Annotated in this window: 13 protein-coding genes and 3 rRNA genes; 7 read left to right on the forward strand and 9 right to left on the reverse strand. The window is 62.2% G+C overall.

All coding sequences use genetic code 11. The features are described 5' to 3' along the window. Positions 1-59: 59 nt before the first annotated feature. Entirely contained in the window at positions 60-527 is a 468-nt protein-coding gene (locus B208_RS0119840) for a GNAT family N-acetyltransferase (protein ID WP_007980524.1), read from the reverse strand. Next, positions 527-1,648 (reverse strand): tryptophan--tRNA ligase, encoded by a 1,122-nt coding sequence (trpS, locus tag B208_RS0119845; protein WP_007980522.1) that lies wholly within the window; start codon positions 1,646-1,648, stop codon positions 527-529. The genes B208_RS0119840 and trpS overlap by 1 nt, the downstream gene beginning before the upstream one ends. Between trpS and B208_RS24980 the strand changes: the two genes are divergently transcribed. Beyond that, a complete protein-coding gene (locus tag B208_RS24980) occupies positions 1,638-1,763 on the forward strand; it encodes a hypothetical protein (RefSeq protein ID WP_018129081.1) in 126 nt (41 codons plus the stop codon). The two genes, trpS and B208_RS24980, sit on opposite strands and share 11 nt — an antisense overlap. Before the next feature lie 72 nt (positions 1,764-1,835). Here B208_RS24980 and B208_RS0119855 read toward each other — a convergent pair whose 3' ends face one another. Beyond that, positions 1,836-3,110 carry an MFS transporter gene (locus B208_RS0119855; protein WP_007980520.1) on the reverse strand — a complete coding sequence of 425 codons (1,275 nt, stop codon included), beginning with the start codon at positions 3,108-3,110 and terminating at the stop codon, positions 1,836-1,838. A gap of 164 nt (positions 3,111-3,274) precedes the next feature. Beyond that, entirely contained in the window at positions 3,275-5,311 is a 2,037-nt protein-coding gene (locus B208_RS0119860; RefSeq protein ID WP_018129082.1) for a heavy metal translocating P-type ATPase, read from the reverse strand. Positions 5,312-5,497: 186 nt separating this feature from the next. Between B208_RS0119860 and B208_RS0119865 the strand changes: the two genes are divergently transcribed. Continuing rightward, on the forward strand, positions 5,498-7,042 hold the full coding sequence (locus B208_RS0119865) for a flippase (protein ID WP_007980516.1): 1,545 nt from the start codon (positions 5,498-5,500) through the stop codon (positions 7,040-7,042). 4 nt (positions 7,043-7,046) lie between these two features. Here B208_RS0119865 and B208_RS0119870 read toward each other — a convergent pair whose 3' ends face one another. After that, entirely contained in the window at positions 7,047-7,649 is a 603-nt protein-coding gene (locus B208_RS0119870) for an HdeD family acid-resistance protein (protein ID WP_007980514.1), read from the reverse strand. A gap of 162 nt (positions 7,650-7,811) precedes the next feature. On the opposite strand from B208_RS0119870, the gene B208_RS0119875 reads away from it, so the two are divergent. From B208_RS0119875 to B208_RS0119895, 5 genes are all read left to right on the forward strand, one after another. Next, positions 7,812-8,363 carry a ribbon-helix-helix protein, CopG family gene (locus B208_RS0119875; protein WP_007980512.1) on the forward strand — a complete coding sequence of 184 codons (552 nt, stop codon included), beginning with the start codon at positions 7,812-7,814 and terminating at the stop codon, positions 8,361-8,363. Positions 8,364-8,477: 114 nt separating this feature from the next. After that, entirely contained in the window at positions 8,478-9,695 is a 1,218-nt protein-coding gene (locus B208_RS0119880) for an Nramp family divalent metal transporter (RefSeq protein ID WP_026177970.1), read from the forward strand. Further along, complete coding sequence (locus tag B208_RS0119885) at positions 9,696-11,699, forward strand: hydantoinase/oxoprolinase family protein (protein WP_007980508.1); 2,004 nt, start codon at positions 9,696-9,698, stop codon at positions 11,697-11,699. It begins immediately after the preceding gene. Beyond that, complete coding sequence (locus B208_RS0119890) at positions 11,696-13,327, forward strand: hydantoinase B/oxoprolinase family protein (RefSeq protein ID WP_007980507.1); 1,632 nt, start codon at positions 11,696-11,698, stop codon at positions 13,325-13,327. The genes B208_RS0119885 and B208_RS0119890 overlap by 4 nt, the downstream gene beginning before the upstream one ends. Positions 13,328-13,442: 115 nt before the next feature. Then, positions 13,443-14,639, forward strand: a complete 1,197-nt coding sequence (locus tag B208_RS0119895) for a glycoside hydrolase 5 family protein (protein ID WP_232423885.1) — start codon at positions 13,443-13,445, stop codon at positions 14,637-14,639. Here B208_RS0119895 and B208_RS24805 read toward each other — a convergent pair. The 4 genes from B208_RS24805 to B208_RS0119915 form a co-directional block, all read right to left on the reverse strand. Continuing rightward, positions 14,636-15,022, reverse strand: a complete 387-nt coding sequence (locus tag B208_RS24805) for a right-handed parallel beta-helix repeat-containing protein (protein WP_232423886.1) — start codon at positions 15,020-15,022, stop codon at positions 14,636-14,638. The genes B208_RS0119895 and B208_RS24805 overlap by 4 nt on opposite strands. Positions 15,023-15,484: 462 nt before the next feature. After that, positions 15,485-15,606, reverse strand: a 5S ribosomal RNA gene (rrf, locus tag B208_RS0119905). A 133-nt stretch (positions 15,607-15,739) separates the two neighbouring features. Beyond that, positions 15,740-18,657 (reverse strand): 23S ribosomal RNA (locus B208_RS0119910). A 433-nt stretch (positions 18,658-19,090) separates the two neighbouring features. Then, a 16S ribosomal RNA gene (locus tag B208_RS0119915) occupies positions 19,091-20,562 on the reverse strand. Together the 16S, 23S and 5S rRNA genes form the textbook arrangement of a ribosomal RNA operon. Between the last annotated feature and the right edge of the window lie 178 nt (positions 20,563-20,740).

Here is a 20,740-nt window from a genome sequence, read left to right on the forward strand (position 1 = left end):
GGTCGGAGACGGAATCCGGTTTCGAACGAAAGCCGAGAAACGGACGGTTTCGAGCGGGATTACAACCGTTTCGTCATTCGGTGGCGTTTCGTCACGTAGTCGTCGCGGCGGTAGAGCGACTGGGCGACGTGGTTGTCGGCGTGCACGTCGAGCGAGACGAACTCGCACCCCAATCGCCGCGCCCACGCCTCGGCGCGGTCGAGCAGGGCGCTCGCGATACCCTCCCGCCGCCGACCGCGGCGGACGAACAGGCCATCGATGTAGCCCCGCGGACCGCGGGCGAACACCGGCGGCGAGGCGCGCTTTTCGACGGAGACGTAGCCGACCAACCCGTCGTCCTCGGCGACGAAGGTGGCGATGTCCGCGTCCGAAAACCGGTCTTTCACGTACGAAAGGACGTTCACCCTGACGCCGCTGTCCGCGAGCGTGTCGAAATCGTCCATCGCCGCCATCTCGCGGGCGAACGGGAGCCACAGGTCGTCTACGAACTGGACGAGTTCGGTCCCCCGCAGTCGCCGGATTCGCATCAGGTCCCCACCTCGAACCCGGCGTTCGCGGACTCGCGTTCCGCGAGATACTGTTCGACTTCCGGCCGCGCCGCCTCGCGTTTCTCGTGGTGTTTGCGCAGGAACGTTTCGAGGCGATCTTTCGCAATCTGTTTCAATTCACCCGAGAGCATCGCACCGGACTCGTACTCCCGGCGGATGCGTTCGAGTTCGTCGTCGTCCCGGACGAGATGGAAGGCGAGGAGTTCGAACACCATGTCCTCCTCGACGACGCCGCCCTTTTCGCGGTGTTCCGCGACGCTGGCCCGGCCGCCGGTCTTTGCCGCGTCGATTTTTCGTTTCGCCTCGGAAACCCCGTCCGTGAGCGCGATGTGGCTCCTCGGGTCCGACGAACTCATCTTCCCGCCCTGCAATCCGCGCATGAACCGATGGTACGTGCTGGCTGGTTTTAGGTACGCGGTCTCGCGGTAGCGACTCGCGACGTCCCGCGTCAGCCGAACGTGCGGGTCTTGGTCGATGCCGACCGGCACGACGGTCGGTTTCGGGCCGCCGTTCTCGGGGGCTTGCGGCCGGAGGATGTCGGCGTACTGGGTCAGCGACGAGGCGAGCTTTCCGGGGTCGGCGGTGCCGTACGTCGCCTCGAACTCGTTTTGCGTGACGTACCGCGAGAACAGTTTGCTCCGGACGAGGTGGTCGTTGCCCGCCTCCGACTGGAAGTAGAAGTCGGTCGCGTCGAGGTCGAGCCCCAGCGCGACGTAGTTCAGCAGGTACTCCTCGACGACGAGTTCGCGGGCGTCTTCGATGGGGATGTCCCGCGTCGCGTAGGCCTCGATGTCCGCAGCACAGAGGGTGACCTCGGCACCCATCTCCTGAAACATGCGCACCTGTTCGAGCACCGCGAGGTGGCCGAAGTGGAAGACCCCGGAGGGCATCAGACCGGTCATGACCGCGAACGGGTCGCCCCTGTCGCGGGCGTCGAGGACGGTTTCGAGGTCGCGCTGGCCGAACACGATACCGCGGCGAACGAGGCGGTTGTCCGGCAGTCTGTCCGCGACCGATTCGATGGGTTCGATGCCGAACTGCGCCATCGTCGCGGCGTAGTCGGCGACCTCGACGTCGCCCCACGGGTCGATGTCAGTCATCGGCCACCTCCTCGAAGTGAGCGGCGGCGCGACCGACGAGGGACGGACGATTGCGGGAGCGAAGGGGGAGAATCAGCGAGCTATGCCGTGGGCGGCCAAAATCGACCACCGGTAGTCGTGGATGAACTCATACCGGTTTCCCCTCCGAGAGTTGCGGGGAAAAGGGTTTCGCGGGTGTGTGATGTAATCACTCGCTCGGCAACAGCGCGTACAGGCCGAGCGCCACCGCCGACAGCGCGCCGAGGATGACGAAAGCGAGGTCGAAGCGGTTCGCGTCGGCGAAAAAACCTACGAACGTGGAGCCGAGCGAACCGACGAGGAAGAAGCCGGTTCGGATGAACCCCCACGCGGAGCCTTCGATGTGGTCTGGGAGCGCGCCGACGATGTAGGCGTTCGTGACGGCGTTGACGGCCATTCGCGTGCCGAGGATGCCGACGACGACGACGAGCGCGAAGGTCCCCGAGACGAGCGTGAGCGCGATGGGCGCGACGACGCCGATGGCGGTGACGACGAGGAGGACGGGTTTGATTCCCAGTCGGTCGGCGGCGCTGCCCGCGACGATTTGGGAGGCGGCACCCGTGACGAACATGAACCCGAACAGCAGCGCGGCCGTCCCCTGACTGAGACCCTTGGTCTGGAGATACGACGGGAGGAAGGCCGTGATTCCCTGATAAACGAACAGCAGGATGGCGACCGAAAGGGTCGCGAGCAGGATGGACCGGTCCGAGAGCGTCCCGAGGAGTTCGCGGAAATCCGGCAACGTCGCGGATTCGCCGCCGTCGGAAACGGCATCAGCGTCCGCGTTCGCATCCCCGTCGGCGCTCGACGCGTCGGCGTCGGAGCGCTCGGACGGGCGTTCGGGAACGACCCGCCACGCCAACGCCGCCATGACGAAGAACGGGACGGCCAACCCGGCGAGGATGGCCCGCCAGCCGACGGCGGCGACGACCGTCGCCGCGACGTTCGGGAGGAACGCGGAGCCGAGGCTGCCGATGGCCAGCGTGACGCCGAAGGCGGCACCGGCGTTCCGCGTGAACGTGCGGGAGAGGACGGTCCCCCGACTCGGGCCGTACAGCCCGGAACCGAGACCGTAGGCGGCGCTGCCGACGAAGAAGACGCCGAATATCGGCGCGACGCCGAGGACGAGCATGCTCACGCCCGACAGGCAGAGGCTCGCGGTCAACAGCGTCCGCTCGCCGAGTCGGTTGACCAACACCCCGGCGGGGAACTGCATCAAGGCGTATCCTATCCAGAGGGTCGTGATGGCGAGTCCGGCGAGCGCGTCGGAGATGTGAAACGTCGATTCGATTTGGGGCAACAACGTCGGGATGATGAACCGCATTCCGAGCGTGAACGCCCAGCCGATGGCGACGGCGACGAGAACCCACCCGCGACCGTCGCCGCGAAGCCCGCGCACCGTCTCCCGGAACTGCCGCGACAGCGAGCGATAGCGAGAGGACATCTGGTTGTTCGACCATCGTTCTGCGGCAGGTTAAACGAGCGGATGGCAACCAATCTGTCCGGTTTTTCGAATCGAAATGGTGAAGGGTAGAGACGAAGCGACTCGGACAAATCGGACAAATCGGGCAAATCGGGCAATAGGGTGCTCGGGCGAGTCGAACCGCGTCAGACCGTCAAATCGGCCCTTCGCAACCGCTGGGCGTTGACGGCGACGATGACCGTGCTGGCGGACATGAACACGGCACCGATGGCGGGCGAGAGGAGGATTCCGAACGGGGCGAGAACGCCCGCCGCGAGCGGAAGCGCGAAGACGTTGTAGCCCGTCGCCCACACGAGGTTTTCCTGCATCTTCCGGTAGCTCGCGCGGCTGAGCCGGACGAGTTTCACCACGTCGAGCGGGTCGTTCTCCACGAGGACGATATCGGCCGATTCGATGGCGACGTCGGTGCCGCTCCCGATGGCGATGCCGACGTCGGCGCGCGTCAGCGCTGGGGCGTCGTTCACGCCGTCGCCGACCATCGCCACGCGCTTGCCCTCGTTTCGGAGTTCGGTTATCCGCTCGTCCTTCTCGTCGGGGAGCACCTCGGCGAAGTAGGTGTCGATGCCGAGTTCCTCGGAAACGGCGCGAGCGACGGCCTCGCTGTCGCCGGTCAGCATGGCGACTTCGATTCCCATCCCGTGGAGCGCATCGACGGCGCGTTTGCTGTCGTCCCGAACCACGTCGGCCAGCGCGAACGCGGCGACGACGCGCCCGTCGGAAACGAGGTAGACGACGGTGTGGCCCTTCTCCCCGGCGGTCCGCTCGAAGTCCGCCAGCGTCGAGGGACGGGAGATGTCGAGCAACGAAAGGAGATTCGGCCCGCCGACCATCGTTTCGCGGTCCTCGACGGTGGCGCGGACGCCGCGGCCTTTGATGTTCTCGAAGTCGCTCGCGGCCGGAACGTCACGCTCGGGTGCGCGGCGTCGAATCGCCTGCGCGATGACGTGTTCGGAGTCGGCTTCGACGGCCGCCGCGACCGCCGCCGCACGGTCCTCGGTCCACCCATCGACGGTTTCGACGGCGACGACGCCCTGTTCGCCCTCCGTCAGCGTGCCCGTCTTGTCGAAGACGACCGTATCGACGTTTCTGGCGTCCTCCATGGCGATGCGGTCGCGGACGAGCACGCCGTCATTCGCGGCCATCGAGGTGTTGATGGCGACGACGAGCGGAACCGCCAACCCGAGGGCGTGCGGGCAGGCGATGACCAGCACCGTGACGACCCGTTCGACCACATCGAGGCCGAACCCGGTGGCGAGAACCCACGCGACCGCGGTGACGGCGGCGACGGCGAGCGCGACGTAGAAGAGCCACCCCGCCGCACGGTCGGCCAGCAGTTGCGTCCGGGATTTGCTCTCCTGTGCGTCCTCGACGAGTCGCACGATGCCCGCGAGGGCCGTCTCCTCGCCGGTCGCGTTTACCCGGACGCGGAGGCTTCCGTCACCACTGTTGACGGTTCCGGCGATGACCTCCTCGCCGGGACGCTTTTCCACCGGGCGCGACTCGCCGGTGATCATCGACTCGTCAGCCGACGAGTCGCCGCGTTCGACCACCCCGTCCGCGGGGATGCTCGCGCCCGGCCGAACGAGCACCCGGTCGCCGCCACGGAGTTCGGCGACGGGAACCTCCTCGGTCGAACCGTCATCGGCGATGCGCTCGGCCGTGTCAGGCAGTAGTCGCGCCAGTTCGTCGAGCGCGCCGGACGCCCGCCGGACGCTCCGCATCTCCAACCAGTGGCCGAGCAACATGACGTCGATGAGCGTCACGAGTTCCCAGAAAAAACCGGTCGCCCCCGGGAGGAACAGAAACGCCGCGATGCTGTAGACGAACGCGACCGTGATGGCGAGCGAGATGAGCATCATCATCGCGGGGTCGCGGTTTGCGAACTCCACCCGCGCCATGGAGAGGAACGGAAGCCCGCCGTACGCGAAGACGACGACGGCGAGCACCGGCGTTACCAACTCGCTGCCGGGAAACCGAATCGCGGCGTAGCCGAGCGACTCCTGAACGAACGGACTGAAGTAGAGGACCGGCACCGACAGAGCGAGACAAACCCAAAATCGGCGCCTGAACATGGTTTCGTGGCCGTGATGGTCGACACGAGCACGACGGTGCTCCTCGGACGCGAGCGACTCCCCGACGCGGCGTTCCTCGATGTGTGACATTCGTTCCCACCCCGTTCGAGGGTAAGTCGGTGAGGAGCATCAACTTGTTTGGCGGACGGACGAGACGGAGTTGGTCTCCGGGGGCAAGACCCCGGCTTTGGTACCGTTTCGGACACGTAACGGCACGGACACCAACGAAAGCGGAAGAGATAATCGGAGCGAGTCGCATATCAATACCCTACCAGAATGGCAGAGCAATCCTCCGACTCGTCGCTCAAATCGGTCTCCCGCGGTGCCTCCTTCTTCATGGCGGGGAAAGGGCTCGACAACGCTCTCCGCTTCCTGCTGAACTGGGTCCTCGTCCGTGGACTCGGTGGTGTGCTGTTCGGTGCCTACACGCTCGGGTTGGTCATCCTGACCTTCGCGCAGGTGTTCACCAACCTCGGGACGAATCAGGCGATCATGAAGTTCGTCCCGATGTACGAGAACGACCCAGAGAAACGCCAGCGCATGCTGGGGTTATCCTATCTCACGTCGCTGGTCGCGGGGGTCGCCATCGGGATACTCATCTACCTCCTCGCCCCGTGGCTGACCGGATACGTGGAACCGGCGTATCGTCCGTACTTCACGGACGTCGTTCGCCTGTTCGCGTTCTTGCTCCCGCTCAACACGCTGATGAGTTGTTTCGAAAGCGTGTTCAAGAGCCTCGAAATCCCCGAATATCAGGTCGCCATTCGGAACGTCCTGATTCCGTTCGTCCGCGTCGTCTCCGTCGGCATCGCGCTTCTCCTCGGTGCCGCGCTGGTCGGAACGGTCGCCGCGACGGTGGTCGCCATGTGCATCACCTTCTGTCTCGCCGTGTGGTTGGTGATGACGCGGGCGGACATCGCGCCGACGTTCCGTGGTGCGTCGCGTTCAGAACTCGTCGAGTTCTACGACTTCTCGCTCCCACTGACACTCAATCACGCCGGACAGGTCCTCGCGAACAAGGTGGACCTGCTGATGGTGGGATTTCTGGCGAGCGCCTATATCACCACGAAGGACGCCGTCGGGATTTACAAAATCGCCACGGTGCTCGGTGGCATCCTCCTCCTGCCGCTGAGCGGGTTCAACCAGTTGTTCCCGTCCATCGCGTCCCGGCTATACAACGACGATAAGATGGACGATTTGGAGGCGCTGTTCCGCCGCGTGACCCGGTGGACGTTCACGCTGGGGCTGTTCCCGGCCATCGGGGCGGCCATCTACGCCCGCGAGTTGCTGGTCGTGTTCAGCGATTCGTTCGCCCAGCAGGGAGTGGGCGTCCTGTTGCTGTTCGTCGTGGCGCAACTCGCCAACGCGAGCGTCGGTCCCTCCGGGTACGTGCTGATGATGACCGACCACCACTACCTGACCGTCGCAAACCAGTGGCTACTCGGCATCTGCAACGTCGTCCTCAACTACCTGTTCATCCGGGAGTACGGCCTCATCGGGGCCGCGCTCGCCACCGCGACGGTCATCGTCGCCATCAACGTCCTTCGCGTCGTCGAGGTGTGGTACACCGTCGGCCTGTTTCCCTACTCCCGAAAGTACGTCAAACCCCTCCTCGCGGGGGCGATGACGGCGGTTGCGATGCTCGGCACGAAATCCGTCCTCACCGGCTACGTGACGGGAATCGGGTCGCCCACAATCGTCGCGCTCGTGCAGGGTGGCGTCGGCGGACTCGTCGGACTCGCGGTCTTCGGCGGCGCGCTCTACGTGCTCGGCATCGAACAGGAGGACCGCGAATTCATGGCCGAGAACATCCCGAGCTGAGCCGCTAGCCGCCGGTTTCGGTCCCCGACGTTGTGGTCGCCTCCTTCACCGCCGCTCGCCCGCCCATGGCCGTCGCTATCATCGAAAGGCCGCTCGTGAACAGGCCGATGCCGAACAGGAGTCCGACCGCCCACGCCGCGGAACTCGGGAACGAAAGCCAGACGAGGACGGCGACCAGCACCGACGCGACGCCGCTGACGGCGACCCACAACCAGCCGCGTTCGGGACGGAGACGGAACCCCATCGCCAGTTCGATGAACCCCTCGACGAGGAAGAACGCGATGAGCAAAATCGTCAACGCGGTCAACCCCACGAGCGGGTTGAAGAGGAACGCGAGCCCCCCAGCCGCGAAGATAATCGCCAGAATCAACTGGAAGACGAACCCCGTCCACCCCCGACCCGAAAACGCGTGGACGAGGTGGGCGACCGCGCCGACGATGAGATACACGCCGAACAGGAAGGACAGCGTGATACCGGTGAAAAACGGCGTCACGATGGCCAGCAGGCCGACGAGCGTCAGCACGACGCCGACGCCCATGAGAAGTCGCCACGTGTCCTGAATCGTGTTCGTTAGCTGTTCCCGCTCGGTGGCATCGACAGTGCTCATTGATGGAAACCCCGAACGGATTACATCGGTATCCAGAATAAAGATGGTGACCGACAGGAATCGGTCGCGGAAAAATTTTCCAAATATTCGAAGAACGGTGGCCGGGAAGAGCCGAGACGGGTCGAACAAAGCCATAAATGTGCTCGTTCAGTAGGACCCGTCATGACGAACCGCATAACGGTGTCGCTCGACGACGAGGCGCAAGTCGCCTTGGACGAGCTCGTGGGACAGGCCGAAAAGCCCCAGAGCGAACTCGTCAGGGAGGCGCTCGTCTTCTACGCCGCGAACTACGACGCCGCGACGGCGGAAGCGGGGCCGAACCTCGAAGCGTACCACCAGATGCTTTCGAGCGGGGAACACGTCCTGCTCGACGTGGATTTTCTCCACTGCTTCCTCGATTACGTCGAAGACGAAACCGGCACGCCCGACCCGGACTTCCTCGAACTGGCCGACCAAGTGTCGAGATACCACGCCCGCGAGTACGAGCATCGGTTCGAAACGCTCGGCGAACTGCTCGACTGGCTCTCGTTCTGCGGCTTTCTGACGGTCCGCGAAACGCACGGCGATACGTATCACGTCGTGTTTCCCACCGAATCGGTCAAGTGGTTCATGACGCGGTTCGTCGAGCGGAGCGCCGCCAAACTGTCGTTCGAACTCGAACTGGAGGAGGGCGTCTCGAAAGTGCTCATGACCGAAGTTCGCTCCGAGGGATGAATCGGTCCTACTCGTTCATACGTTTTCATACGTCGTGAGACCTCGATGCACACCGTTCTTAGCCGGGTTTTAAGCCCCATCTGTGGGTTGAGACACCATAGCACGACAACAGCCATGAAAATTATAGAACGACTACGATCCATCGGTCCCGGCGCGATGGTCGCGGCGGCGTTCATCGGTCCGGGAACGGTCACGACCGCCAGCGTGACGGGCGCGGAGTTCGGCTACGCGCTCGTCTGGACCATCGTCTTCTCGATAATCGCAACCATCGTCCTGCAGGAGATGAGCGCCCGCCTCGGCGTCGTCTCCCGTCACGGACTCGGCGAAGCGCTGCGGGGACAGTTCGACAGTCGGGCGCTGTCTGTTGTCAGCATCGCGCTCGTGGTGAGCGCCATCGGCATCGGGACGGCCGCCTACGAGACGGGAAACATCCTCGGCGGGGCCGCCGGGTTGGAAGGCATCACCGGCATCAGCGCACACATCTGGGGGCCGGTCATGGGCCTCTGTGCGGCCGCGCTCCTCTGGACGGGTCGGTACAAACTCATCGAGAAAGCCCTCGTCGCGCTCGTCGGCATCATGGCGATATCGTTCCTCATCGACGCCATCGTCATCGGTCCCGACCTCGGCGCGCTCGCGATGGGATTCGTCCCGAGCGTCCCCGAAGGTTCGACGTTCCTCATCACGGGACTCATCGGAACGACCGTCGTCGGGTACAACCTGTTCCTGCACGCCGGAAGCGTCCAGGAGCGATGGGCGGGACCGGACGAGTTGCCGGAGTCCCGCGCCGACACGATTCTCTCCATCGTCATCGGCGGCCTCATCACCATCTCCATTCTCGTCACCGCGGCGGCGGCGTTCCCCGTCGGAACGGAAATCGACAACGTGAGTCGGATGGCCGACCAGATAGAACCGCTCGCCGGACCCTACGCGACGGTGTTGTTCAGCATCGGCCTCTTCGCGGCCGGGTTCACCAGCGCGACCACCGCGCCGCTCGCGGGAGCGTACGCCACGGCGGGAGCGCTCGGCTGGGATACGGACCTCAAATCCCCGGGATTCCGCGCGGTGTGGGGAAGCATCCTCTTCATCGGCGTGGTGTTCTCCGCGTCGGGCTACCAACCGGTGCAGGCCATCGTCTTCGCGCAGGTGGCAAACGGAATCCTGTTGCCTATCGTCGCCCTCTTCCTCATCTACATCATGAACGACAGGAACATCCTCGGGGAGCACGTCAACGACACGACGCAGAACGTTCTCGGAATCGGCGTCACCCTCATCGTCGTCTGGCTCGGCGTCCGCGCGCTCTACACCGTCGGACAAAATCTGGGGGTGTTCTGAATGGCAGGGACGACGCGCGTCGGCGTGGACGTCGGCGGCACGTTCACGGACGTCGTTCTCCTCCTGCCGGACGACGAACTCGTGACGGCAAAGGTCCCCAGCACGGACGACCAGAGCGTCGGCGTCGTGCAGGGTATCGAGAAAGCCTGCGCGGAGGCGGACATCGACCCGACGGACGTGGACGCGTTCACCCACGCGATGACCGTCTCCGTGAACGCCCTCCTCGAAGAGGACGGCGCGAAGACGGCGCTCGTGACGACGCAGGGCTTCCGCGACGTGCTCGAAATCGGGCGGCAGGCCCGTCCCGACCTCTACGACGTGACCGTGGACAAACCCGCGCCGCTCGTCCCGCGACGAAGACGGTTCGAAGTCGCGGAGCGGACGACGGTGGACGGCGTGCTGACCGAACCCGACGAGGACGAGGTACGGGAGGTGGCCGAACGAATCCGCGACTGCGATGCCGAAAGCGTCGCGGTCAGTCTGCTCCACGCCTACCAACATCCCGAAAACGAGCGGCGAGTCGCCGACGTCCTGCGCGAGGAACTGGACATACCGGTATCGGTTTCCCACGAGGTACTCGCGGAGTTCCGCGAGTACGAGCGCACCTCCACGACGGTCGTCGATGCCTACGTGACGCCCGCCATCGACGCCTACATCGGCCGCTTGGAGGAGCGCGCCGGAGAACGCGGCGTCCCCGAACCGCGAATCATGCAGGCCAACGGCGGCATCGCGTCGGCGAAGACGGTCCGCGAGCACGCGGTCACGACCACGATGTCCGGCCCGGCGGCGGGCGTCGTCGGGGCGGCCGAAACCGCGGGAGGGGGCGACGTTGACGGCCTCGTCACCTTCGACATGGGCGGCACGTCGAGCGACGTGAGCCTCGTCCGGGACGGCGAGGTCGAACGGACGACGGACGCCGAAATCAACGGCCGACCCATCAAGACGCCGATGGTGGACGTGAACACCGTCGGCGCGGGCGGCGGCTCCATCGCGTGGGTGGACGCCGGAAACGCCCTCCGCGTCGGGCCGCGCTCGGCCGGTGCGAACCCCGGTCCGGCCTGCTACGGACGCGGCGGGACGAAACCGACGGTGACGGACGCGAACGTCGTCCTCGGCTACATCGGCGGGAGTTCGGCGCTCGGCGGCGAACTCGAACTCGACGTGGAAGCGGCTCACGACGCCCTCTCCAGATTGGCAGACGAGGCCGGTTTAGACGACGCCCTCGCGGCCGCTCGGGGCGTCTTCCGAGTTGCAAACGCGAACATGGCGCGGGCGATACGCGCCGTCACGGTCGAACGAGGACACGACCCGCGCGGGTTCGGACTCGTCGCCTTCGGCGGGGCGGGACCGATGCACGCCGCCGCGGTGGCCGAGAGCCTCGACATGGACACGCTCGTGGTTCCGCACGCCTGCGGCGTGCTGTCCGCCTACGGCCTGCTCGCCGCCGACGAGAAACACGATTCGGTTCGGACCCTCAGGAGCCCGCTCGCTGACGCGTCGCTCGACGACGTGGAATCGGCCTACGACGACCTCACGGACGGCGTGCTGTCGGACGTGGCGGACGCGGACGCGGCGGACGTTCGGCGGGCCGCTGACCTGCGGTTCGTGGGACAGAGCTTCGAACTCACGGTTCCGGTGGACGAGGCGTTCGACGCCGAGACCGTCGCCGAGCGGTTCCGGAACGCGCACGAAAACGCCTACGGGTACGTCATGGACGACCCAATCGAACTCGTGAATCTCAGAGCGACGGCGGTCGTCGGCCGCGAGTCGCCGTCGGTCACGTATCGGACGGAGGGTGAGACCAAGAAGGGACGCCGCGAGGCGTTCTTCGACGACGGATTCCACGAGACACCCGTCTTCGACCGGACCGGCCTCGGCGAGTCGGATTCCGTCAGCGGACCGTGCATCCTCGAACAGAACGAGAGCACGGTGGTCGTTCCGCCGGGGTGGAGCGGGACGGTAAACACGGACGGAACGCTGGTCCTCGGGAGGGACGGACAATGAGCCACGAGGATTCGAACTCGGACACGTACATCGACGCGGTAACGCTCGAAATCATGCGCAACCAGTTCGAAGGCGTCGCGGAGGAGATGGGCCAAGTGCTCATCACCTCGTCGTACTCTCCGAACATCAAGGAGCGACGCGACTGCTCGACTGCGCTCTTCGACGCCGAGGGCCGCCTCGTCGCGCAGGCAGAACACATCCCGGTCCACCTCGGCGCGATGCCGGAGGCCGTGACTACCGTGCTCGACTACGACCCGGAACCCGGCGACGTGTTCGTCCTGAACGACCCCTTCGAAGGCGGGACGCACCTGCCGGACGTGACCATGGTGTCGCCGGTCACGGTCGACGGGGAGGTCCTCGGCTACGCCGTCTCCCGCGCGCACCACGCTGACGTGGGCGGGATGACGCCCGGAAGCATGCCCGCCGGGGCGCGCGAAATCTATCAGGAGGGGATTCGACTGCCGCCGGTCCGTCTCGTGAAAGGCGGCGAGGTGAACGAGGACGTGATGAGCCTCCTCCTCGCCAACGTCAGGAATCCCGGTGAGCGCCGGGCGGACATCCGCGCGCAAATCGCGGCGAACGACCGGGCGGAGGACCGACTCCGGGACCTCGTGAGCGAGCACGGACGAAACCGCGTCGTCGCGGCCTTCGACGCGGTGATTTCGTACTCGCGCGACCGTCTGCTCGCCGAACTTTCCGAATTGCCGAACGGAACCTACGGCGCCCGCGACGTGCTGGAGGGGGACGGCGTGACGGACGAGGATATTCCCATCGAGGTCGCCGTGACGATACGCGACGAGGGGATTTCGGTGGATTTCGCGGGAACCGCACCGCAGGTGGCGGGGAACGTCAACGCGCCGCTCGCGGTCGCAAAGAGCGCCGTCTACTTCGTGATTCGGTGCGTGACCGACCCCGAGATACCGCCGAACGGCGGCTGTTACGACCCGATTTCCGTCTCGGTTCCCGACGGGTCCCTCCTGAATCCGCGCCCGCCCGCGGCGGTCGTGGGCGGCAACGTCGAAACCAGTCAACGAGTCACGGACGTCGTGTTCGCCGCGCTGGCCCACGCGGTCCCGAACCGCGTGCCAGCGGGCGGACAGGGGACCATGAACAACCTCACCATCGGGAGCCGTGACGGCGGCGACGACGGCTTTACCTACTACGAAACCATCGCGGGCGGGTTCGGCGGCCGCCCGACGAAAGACGGGATGGACGGCGTGCAGGTCGGAATGACGAACACGCTAAACACGCCGGTCGAATCGCTCGAAGCCGAATACCCGCTGTTCGTCGAGGAGTACGCCCTCCGCGAGAACAGCGGCGGGCGCGGACGGTTCCGTGGCGGCCTCGGCATCGTTCGCTCCGTCACCGTCGAAACCGACGCAACCGTCTCGCTTCTCACCGAACGACGGCGAGTCGCGCCTCGCGGAATCGCTGGCGGCGCGGACGGTCTGCGTGGAGAGAACGAAATCGACGGCGAGAGCGTTCCGGCGAAGACGACCCGCGACGTGACGGACGGGACGACGGTCACCGTGCTGACACCGGGTGGCGGCGGACACGGCTCAGCGGCGGAACGCGACCCGGATGCTATCGAAACAGACAGAAACGACGGGAAGATGGAGTGGGACTAAGATAGCGGTTAGCACCGAAAACCTCACCTAAACGGTAAAATTTCAGATGTATCAATATTTTTCGCGCGCCATCGTCAGGGAATAGATTGTTATCTCTCGAAATCAGATGGACGGTATGAGCAGACGAGTTGGTCGCCGTCAGTTCCTCTCCGGTATCGGTGCAAGTATCGGCTTCTCCAGCGTTGCGGGTGCCGGTAGCGTCCGAAAAGTCGGGCACAACGCACAAACCGAGCGGCAGCGGGAGCTGAATCTCCCTCCGGAAACCGACGCCCCCGTGGACGTCCGCGGCGCGATTTACCTCCCCGCCCGCGCATTTAACCGCTATCAGATGTGGAACGAGTACGACCCGGACATCATCGAACGCGACTTCAGCTACGCGGCGAGCCTCAACCTGAACGCCATTCGAACGTGGCTGAGCTACGAATACTGGCTCGTCGAACCCGAAGACCACATGGAATCGCTCGAACACCTGTTGGACACCGCCGACAAATACGACATGCGCGTCCTCCTCGGCCTGTTCGACAGCGTTGGACTCGAACCCACCTTCGAAAACCTCGTCCACGACGACGTGAAAACGGCCGTCCAATCGTTCTCCCCGTCCACCCGTACGATGGGAACCAAATCCATGTGGGACAAACCGCGCGACTTCATCATCTCGGTCATGCGGGAGTACCGGAACGACGAGCGTCTCCTCGCCATCGAGTTGACGAACGAGCCCGGATGGAACCACAAGGACATCCGATTTTTCAAGCAGATAGTGAACACGATGACGCACTATCGCGGTGAAATCCCCCTCTCCGTCGGTTCCACCAGCCTGGCGAACAACGCCCAGTATCTCGACTGGGGCATGGACATCCTCCAGTTCCACTACAACTTCGCGCGTAGTCCGGCGCTCTACAACCGCGTTCTCCGGCAGGCGAACAACCTCCAAGAAAAACTCGGAAAACCGGTGTGGCTCTCGGAGTGGCAGCGGATTCGGCCCGGAAAGTCATTTTTCGCCGATGTCGACGGCAACGCGGCCGTCCCCGACTACTCCTCGCTCGCCCCCACCATCCGAACGTCCGGCATCGGGAACTTCTTCTGGTCGCTCATGCTCAAGCCCGCATTTTCGCTGTACATGCGACGAAACGGCGTCCTCAACGGCCTCTTCCACGAAGACGGTGCGGTGTGGAGTCTGGACGACGCCCGCGCAATCAAATCCATGTCCGGCGACCCGGGATACGACGGAACCGAACGCAAGGAGTATCCCGACTGGGCCGACGCCATCAAAAAACGGAAGAAACGAGCGCCGGGCGACGAACAGCCAGTCTAGCTCGACACCTGTCCGCGTCCCCGCGTGCTGTTCAACTGATTTTCGTAATAGTGGAGCGTCGAATAGTCCACATTTTCGCTCCGGTTATCGACGAGGATGCCGAACAGGTTCCGCGCCGAGCGGGAGTGCTCGATACTCACGTCGGAACTGTTCCAAACCGTGATTCCCTCCGTGCTCCGAACCGCGCTCACGTTTCGAACCGTTACCGACGACGCGTTCGAGACGTGAATCGCACGATTCCAACGAACCACCCGAACCGAATGGATCGTCACGTCCGAGACGCCGCTCGCGTTATCGACGAGAACACCCGTCGTATCCGTAACACCCCGTCCTTTAATCGTGTGACCGGAGCCATTCACCGTCACGTGACTCGCGTTGATCACGAGACAACTTCCCGTCAACCCTGTCGCACCGCCAAAATCGTCCGCCAAAACGTAGTTTCCCGGCTTCGAAATCTTCTGACAATGCTTCACCTGTTTCGGTGGCGTGGAGTTAGACTCATGGTTTCCGCCCAACGGAAGGTCCACGAAATTGATAGCGAGCGCAACCACTACCAACAGGACCAACGGAGCGACGATGAGAGCTTTCCGATTCGTAGAATCGATGGAGACCATTCCTACTTCTACCCTTCTCGAGACAGATTATTAAAGGCCAATGGACCGCGAAATTGTCATCTTAATCTCAGTGTCCGATTTTCGAAAGTATGCGCGGTACGCATAGAAACGAATCATTACCGACGACGTGTCATCGAGAACGATTACAGAGACGTGTCTATCGGCCGGATAGAAATAGAAAAACCCGCACAGAGCGGTAGCTCCGTGCGGGTAATGAATGCGAGTATGAATGGGAGGCGGCGAATCGGATTTCCCAGAGGCTCGCGCACTCCAGTACTGACCGAAACGCAGANAGGCTTAACTTCCGTGTTCGGGATGGGTACGGGTGTCGCCCTNTCGCTCTGGCCGCCTTAACGTCAACTCACGGAATCGAACCGTGACGTGGATACCAATCGTTGATGGTTCGAACGAACCGTAGTGTACGTGCAATCCAGTATACGCCTGGACTCACACACGAGAGTGCGTGTGAAACCAGTATGCGGTATGATTGTGTGGCGTCGATCTGTTAGTACTCGCGGACTGAACGCCTCGTTGCCTCGGCGCGTACATCCCGAGCCTATCGAACTCGTCTTCTACGAGTGATCTCGGTGATACTTCTTTTCCAAGTGGGTTTCGAGCTTAGATGCGTTCAGCTCTTACCCCGTGGTGCGTAGCTGCCCGGCACGCGCCCTCTCGGACGACCGGTACACCAGTGGCACCCATTCGTAGTTCCTCTCGTACTATACGAACGTTCTCGTCAAGTATCGTAACACCCCCAATAGATAGCAGCCGACCTGTCTCACGACGGTCTAAACCCAGCTCACGACCTCCTTTAATAGGCGAACAACCTCACCCTTGCCCGCTTCTGCACGGGCAGGATGGAGGGAACCGACATCGAGGTAGCAAGCCACCGGGTCGATATGTGCTCTTGCCGGTGACGACTCTGTTATCCCTAAGGTAGCTTTTCTGTCATCAATGGGCCGCAACAAGCAGCCTCATTGGTTCGCTAGACCACGCTTTCGCGTCAGCGTCCCTCGTTGTGTAGGACACTGTCAGACTTCCTTTTGCTCTTGCGCTCTTCCTCGAGTCTCCGACTCGAGTGAGGAAATCTTGGGGCGCGCTCGATATCTTTTCGAGCGCGTACCGCCCCAGTCAAACTGCCTGGCTACCGGTGTCCTCCGCCAGGAGTGAGGGTCGCAGTCACTACCGGGTAGTATTTCACTGATGCCTCGGTGATCCGCTAGCGCGGATACCTGTGTAGCGGCTCCTACCTATTCTGCACAGTAGCGACCACGTCCCAGCGACAGCCTGCAGTAAAGCTCTATAGGGTCTTCGCTTCCCCTTGGGGGTCTCCAGACTCCGCACTGGAATGTACAGTTCACCGGGCCCAACGTTGGGACAGTGACGCTCTCATTGATCCATTCATGCAAGCCGCTACTGAAGCGGCAAGGTACTACGCTACCTTAAGAGGGTCATAGTTCCCCCCGCCGTTAACGGGTCCTTCGTCCTATTGTACTAGGTGTTCAGATACCCGCACTGGGCAGGATTCAGTGACCGTACGAGTCCTTGCGGATTTGCGGTCACCTATGTTGTTACTAGACAGTTGGAGCGTCCGAGTCACTGCGGCCTGCTCTTATACAGAGCAGGCATCCCTTATCGCGAACTTACGGGACTAACTTGCCGAATTCCCTAACGTCGGTTGCTCCCGACAGACCTTGGCTTTCGCCGCCAGAGTACCTGTGTCGGATCTCGGTACGATTAACACACTCGTCTTTTCACGGGCTCCGGGTACCACCAACTTTCGCTATCCCGCCGTTCATCCGCTTCCTGCCATTACGGCCTCCACGGATTTTGACGGTTCGACCGGGCGAAGGCCCGGCTTGATGTTTCCTGAAGCGTCGACTTTGAATGGTGTTAGCACTGGAATATTAACCAGTTTCCCTATTGTCTCATTCGAATTACGGTGAGACTTAGGATCGGCTAACCCTCAGCTGATCAGCATTGCTGAGGAACCCTTACTCATAAGGTCGTCGGGGGTCTAACCCGACTAACGCTGCTACTATGGCCAGGATTTTCGATACTGAACGGTCCACACGAACTCTCGCCCGTGCTTCCACCCATTCAGAATGCCAACCTACTAGATCGCTCGGTCAAGAGCGCTGCCAGGTCTCGGTGATGAACTTGAGCCCCGATCATTTTCGGCGCCGCAAACCTCGGCCGGTAAGCTGTTACGCTGTTCTTAGAGGGTAGCTGCTTCTAAGCTCACCTCCCGGCTGTTTAGGGCTTGCGACCACCTTCAATCGCACTTAGCTCATACTTTGGGACCTTAACCCGGCTCTGGGTTGTCTCCCTCACGGTACACAGGCTTACCCCGCGCACCGGATTCCTCGCGTCAACGGCGTCCGTAGGTTTGGAGTTTGACAGGGAGGCCGACTCCTCTCGGAGGCGGTTCTCCCAATCGGTCGCTCTACCCCACGAACTACCTTAGCGAAGGTCATGCTTCGACATGTTTCGGTTGGAACCAGCTGTTGCCGGATTCGATGGGCCTTTCACCCCTACACATAAGTCACGAGAGGGTATTGTAGGACACCAACTCTAACAGACCTCCACGTGGCTTTCGCCACGCTTCGTCTTGCTCATGCGTAGATCATCCGGTTTCGGGTCGTATCCAATTGACTCCCCGCCCTTGAAGACGGTGGCCCTCACGCAAAGCGCTGCGGCCGTATTGGTTTCCCTGTGCCTGCCTCGATACTCGAGTTAGGCTCGCCAATTAGATACACTCCCTGGCTCGTTTTTCAAAACGTACGACAGAACACCGGCTCCCACCGATTCCTACTGCGGGCTTGCGCCCGGGTCGTTTTTCGGTGGGCCTTTTGTGCCCTGTCGCTCCATCGCCACCTGAGTTCAGGCCCTATTGCACCTCCCTTTTCGGGGTGCTTTTCAGCGTTCGTTCACACTACTTGTTCGCTATCGGTCTCGAGTCGTATTGAGTCTTCGCGGTCGTTGCCCGCGACATTCACAAGGGATTTCCGACCCCTGCTACTCGGGAGCTGACGCACGTCGTACTGATTCTCATTACGGGATTGTCACCCTGTTTCATGCTCCGTTCCAGGAGACTTCATGAGACGGTTCGGACGATGAGTGTCAGTCCATACACCACATTGCCCGTGAGGGCTTCGGTTTGGACTTTGTCGTGTTCACTCGCCGTTACTAGCGACATCGCGTTTGCTTTTTGTTCCTGCCGATACTGAGATGTTTCAGTTCTCGGCGTTCCCCATTGCGCGAGGCAATTGCGGGGGGATTCCCATTCGGAGATCTGTAGTTCTTAGCCTCCGTGCGGCTTCCTACAGCTTTTCGCAGCTTGGCACGTCCGTCGTCGGCGCTCGAGCCGAGCCATTCACCAGGTGGCACAGTAGCCACGTTGGAATAACTTGGTTTCACTGTTAACTCACGATGTGTGAGTCCAGTGGACGTCTGGATTGCACGTACATACGGTTGTCATTACACGACACGGTGGTCGCCGAGTGCGTGTATCGAACCCTTCCCAACCGCGTTTTCACGGGTTGGTGCATCGGTTTGTTGGGAGTAGTTCGTTTCGTCGCCCACTACTTAAGGGGCACGATTCGAACCGCCCCACGTGACGGCCTTCCACGGGAGTCGAACCCGTGAACCGCTGTCGAACAGCGGCGCTCACCAACGAGCGAAGGCTACTCCCCCAAGAGGGGGAGATTGGGACTAGCCTTGGTAGTTCAAAGGTGCCTCGTCGGAAGACGAGTGCTGTCTCGGCGTGTGTGCCAGTTCGTCAACGAAGTTGACGAGTTAAGGTGGGTTGGGCACGTCGGCCCAATCCCGGTCTTTAGGAGGTGATCCAGCCGCAGATTCCCCTACGGCTACCTTGTTACGACTTAAGCCCCCTTGCGAAGCCCAGATTCGACCATCGCCTGATGGCCTCATCCGGACCTCACTCGGGTGCTTTGACGGGCGGTGTGTGCAAGGAGCAGGGACGTATTCACCGCGCTCTGCTGAAGCGCGATTACTACCGAATCCAGCTTCATGAGGACGAGTTTCAGTCCTCAATCCGAACTACGATCGAGTTTCGGAGATTAGCGCCCCCTTTCGGGGTTGCAACCCATTGTCTCGACCATTGTAGCCCGCGTGTAGCCCAGCACATTCGGGGCATGCTGACCTACCGTTGCCCGTTCCTTCCTCCGCTTTGGCAGCGGCAGTCCTCCTAATGTACCCAGCCACCACAAGGGTGCTGCTGGCAATTAGGAGTGCGGGTCTCGCTCGTTGCCTGACTTAACAGGACGCCTCACGGTACGAGCTGACGGCGGCCATGCACCTCCTCTCAAAAGCTCTAGTAAGCTCATCACACTGACTGTCACAGCTATTGTCGATGCTGGTGAGATGTCCGGCGTTGAGTCCAATTAAACCGCAGGCTCCTCCGGTTGTAGTGCTCCCCCGCCAATTCCTTTAAGTTTCATCCTTGCGGACGTACTTCCCAGGCGGCTCGCTTACGTCTTCACTGTGGCACAGCACAGGCTCGTAGCCTGTGCCACACCTAGCGAGCATCGTTTACAGCTAGGACTACCCGGGTATCTAATCCGGTTCGTGACCCTAGCTTTCGTCCCTCACCGTCGGGTCCGTCCTCTCGAGGTGCTTTCGCGATCGGTGGTCCGTCTAGGATTACAGGATTTCACTCCTACCCCAGACGTACCCCTCGAGTCTTCCGGCCCCAAGCCAGCGGGTTTCCGCCGGACGCCTGCTCGTTGAGCGAGCAGATTTCCCGACGGACCTGTCTGGCCGGCTACGGACGCTTTAGGCCCAATAAAATTGGCCATCACTCGAGCTGCCGGTATTACCGCGGCGGCTGGCACCGGTCTTGCCCAGCTCTTATTCGTGTACCACCTTACGATACACAAAAGCGAGGACGTTATGCCCTCGCACTTGGAGTTCCCTTATCGCACTGTCGTGCAGTGTAAAGTTTTCGCGCCTGCTGCGCCCCGTAGGGCCTGGATTCTTGTCTCAGAATCCATCTCCGGGCTCTTGCTCTCACAACCCGTACCGATTATCGGCACGGTGGGCCGTTACCCCACCGTCTACCTAATCGGCCGCAATCACATCCTATAGCGCCGGAGCGTTTCCGGCTCCCTGCAATTCCAGCAGGGGAGCGTTATCTAGGATTAGCCTCAGTTTCCCGAGGTTATCCTGGTCTATAGGGTAGTTTGACCACGTGTTACTGAGCTTTCCGCCACGAGTCTAAACTCGTGCAACTAGCATGGCTAAATCGAACTCCAATAGCAATGGCCTCCGGCAGGATCAACCGGAATGGTTGCCGAGCACAATGCTCGGTGGGTCTGGCGGAGACATGCTAATGCATGTATAGTGTCGCATATACGTTGGTCCGTCAGTTCGACGACCCCGAACCAAGTAACTGGACGGGTGTCACCGAACTACCAAGGCTAACATCAGATTCCATCATATACGGCTGACCGCAGGGGTGGAATC

It is taken from the genome of Haladaptatus paucihalophilus DX253, assembly GCF_000376445.1.
Classification (GTDB): domain Archaea; phylum Halobacteriota; class Halobacteria; order Halobacteriales; family Haladaptataceae; genus Haladaptatus; species Haladaptatus paucihalophilus.